The 2,248-nt window shown below is 71.5% G+C and carries 2 protein-coding genes; both read left to right on the top strand.

Features of this window, described 5'->3' with window-relative positions:
- On the top strand, window positions 1-217 hold a 217-nt coding region (locus VIB55_RS09620; RefSeq protein WP_331876434.1), incomplete at its 5' end, for an inositol monophosphatase family protein.
- A gap of 236 nt (window positions 218-453) precedes the next feature.
- On the top strand, window positions 454-2,248 hold a 1,795-nt coding region (locus VIB55_RS09615; protein WP_331876433.1), incomplete at its 3' end, for a PAS domain-containing sensor histidine kinase.

Raw genomic sequence — 2,248 nt, 5'->3', positions numbered from 1 at the left:
CTATGGCTACTTCCTGGTGGCCACCGGCCGCATGGACCTGCTCTGCGACCCCATCGCCGGATCGTACTGGGACTACGCGCCCATGAACGTCATCCTTTCCGAGGCCGGGGGCCGCTTCACCCAGTTCGATGGCCAGCCCGTCGGCGCGTGGACCTCGGCCCTGGCCACCAACACCCGCCTTCACGCCGCCGCCTCGTCCATCCTCCGCGGCGCGTAGACTCCGACACACACACCGGCACGCGGACCGAACGGCAGCAGGGGAAACACCTGCTGCCGCGCTGTTCTGCACCACCGCATCCGCACCGAGCCGTCGATCGGCTCCGGCGCGCAAGTTGCCCCTGCATCGGTGCTTGGGATCACCCTCAACGCACTTCGACGGAGCGAGTGGCTTCTCCAGGGGTTTCTCGACCCGCCCGGACGGCCGGGCGCCGCACCGAAGCACGCGGCTATCTCGTGGCGCTGGCGCTCACGCTCGCGGGCCTGGCGCTGGTGCTCGCGCTGCGCCCGATGGTGGACCGCCACATGATCGGCCTGCTGCTGGGCCCCGTCACGTTCTCCGCCTGGTACGCGGGAATGCGCGCGGGGCTGTCGGCGGTGGGCTTCAGCGTGGTGGGCGCGTTCGTGCTCTTCCTGCTGCCGAGCGACCCCCAGACGGAGGAGTACGCCGCGGACGCCATCGGGCTGGCGGTGGTGTCGGTCGTGGGCGTGTCCGTCGCCTGGCTGGTGCACCGCGTAGAGGTGCACCGGGCAGAGCTGGGCGCCCGCGAGCTGCACTTTCGCGAGATGGTCGAGGCGGTTACCGACTACGCCATCTATGGACTGGACGTGGGCGGCCGCATCGTCACCTGGAACCTGGGCGCGCAGCGGCTGAGCGGCTGGTCCGAGGCCGAGGCCGTGGGGGAGCACGTGTCGCTCCTGCATACCACCGAGGAGCGCGAGCGCGGCCATCCCGACGAAGTGCTGCGCGAAGCCACGCTGAACGGGCGGTTCACGGAGGAAGGCTGGCGCGTGCGCAAGGACGGCACCCGCTTCTGGGCGAGCGTGCTGATCAGCGCCATCCGCGCGCCGGACGGAAGCCTTTCGGGCTTCACCAAGGTCACCCGCGACCTCACGGAGCGACGCCGGGCCGAAGAGGAGCTGCGCGACCGCGAGGCGCGCCTGGCCTCCATCGTAGGCTCGGCGATGGACGCCATCGTCACCACGGACGACGAGCGCCGCATCGTGCTCTTCAACCGCGCCGCCGAGCAGATGTTCGGCGTGGCCGCCGAGGACGTGCTGGGCACCCGCATCGACCGCTTCGTTCCGGAGCGGCAGATGGCCGCGGCCGCCGAATCCGGCGGCACCGCGCGCACCCTGCACGGGAGCCGCGGGGCGTTTCCGGCGCTGAGGGCGGATGGAACGCAGTTCCCCGCCGAGGCCACCATCTCCACCTCCTCCGTAGGCGACCAGCGGCTGATCACCGTGGTGCTGCGCGACGTGACGGAACGGATGCGGGCCGACGAGGAGCGCGAGCGGCTGCTCATCGAGATGGAGGCATCGAGCCGCGCCAAGTCCGAGTTCCTGGCCACCATGAGCCACGAGCTGCGCACGCCCATCAACGCCATCGTGGGCTATGCCGACCTGATGGAGCTGGGCATCGGCGGCGACCTGTCTCCCGCGCACGCCGACTACCTGCGGCGCGTGCGCACCAGCAGCCAGCACCTGCGCGGGCTGATCGACGACGTGCTCGACATGGCGCGCGTGGAGGCGGGGCGGCTGGAGGTGCGCGCGGGGGAAGAGCCGCTGGTTCCTGCGGTGCGCCAGGCCGCGGAGCTGGTGGCACCGCAGTCGGCCATGCGCAACGTGACGCTTTCGGAGGCCGACGTGCACCCCGTTCGCTATCGGGGCGACCCCGACCGCGTGCGGCAGGTGCTGGTGAACCTGCTGGGCAACGCGGTGAAGTTCACGCCGGCCGGCGGAAGCATCTCCGTTCGCTCGCGCGTGTGCGCGCGCAGGCCGCCGGGCACGGGGCTGGGTGAGGGGCCGTGGGTGGGCGTGGAGGTGCGCGACACGGGCATCGGCATTCCGGCGGACGAGATCGAGCGCATCTTCGAGCCGTTCACGCAGGTGGACCAGGCGTACACCCGCGAGCAGGGCGGCACGGGGCTGGGGCTGGCGATCAGCCGGCGGCTGGCGCGCAGGATGAAGGGCGACCTGACGGCCCACAGCGAGCCGGGGAAGGGCTCGTGCTTCACCCTGTGGCTGCCTG

Origin of the sequence: Longimicrobium sp. (genome assembly GCF_036554565.1) — a bacterium.
Taxonomy (GTDB): domain Bacteria; phylum Gemmatimonadota; class Gemmatimonadetes; order Longimicrobiales; family Longimicrobiaceae; genus Longimicrobium.
The sequence above is the reverse complement of the archived record's forward strand: the minus strand, read 5'-3'. Positions and strand labels throughout refer to the sequence as shown.